This is a genomic window from Mesorhizobium sp. M4A.F.Ca.ET.020.02.1.1, from assembly GCF_004022645.1.
In the GTDB taxonomy this organism is placed as follows: Bacteria; Pseudomonadota; Alphaproteobacteria; order Rhizobiales; family Rhizobiaceae; genus Mesorhizobium.
In genome coordinates this window covers 1-590 of record NZ_RZOI01001341.1, presented here as the reverse complement: position 1 = coordinate 590, position 590 = coordinate 1, and the positions used below count along the sequence as shown (strand labels likewise).

At 67.6% G+C, this 590-nt stretch carries 2 pseudogenes; both read right to left on the bottom strand.

From position 1 onward, the window contains the following. Nucleotides 1-181, bottom strand: a pseudogene (locus EN742_RS37035) (ROK family protein); the annotation flags it as partial. 18 nt (nucleotides 182-199) lie between these two features. Further along, nucleotides 200-590 (bottom strand): annotated as a pseudogene (locus EN742_RS37030) (glucose-6-phosphate dehydrogenase); the annotation flags it as partial.

Below are 590 nucleotides of genomic sequence, written 5' to 3'. Positions count from 1 at the left end.
GGCCTTCGGCCAGCGTGTTCACCGAGGTGATCATCTGCTGCGGCGTCAGGCCAGGCCCGGACCCGGCGCGGCGCATCTCGCCGCCGGCGCTGGTCAGGATCTTGACATGCGAGCCGCCGATGTCGATCGTCAGCACGATCTGTTCCGCATCCGCCGCCGCCGGCTTTGCCGCCTTGGCCATGTCGTTGCCTCCCAGCCCCTATTTCGATGGGTTGATCCAGCCGTTCGGCGGACCGAAGTCGTTCAGGGCATCGGCCGGTCCCCAGCTCTTCGGCGCGTAGATGTGCGGCGCCGTCGTGTCGCCAAGCACAGGGCCGACGATGCGCCAGGCAAGCTCGGCCGCATCCTGGCGGGTGAACAGCTGGCCGTTGCCGTTCATGGCGTCGCCGATCAGGCGCTCATAGGGCGGCATGTCGCCCTTGCTGTCATCGAGCGCCGTCAGTTCCACCTGTTCGCCGACCATGTCGTCGCCGGCCACCTTACGCTGGGCGCCGATCGAGATCGCCACCTGCGGGTCGATGCGGAAGCGGACATAGTTGGCGTCGTCCGGCTTGATCGGGTCGAAGACGTCGAGCGGCGGCCGTTTCAGC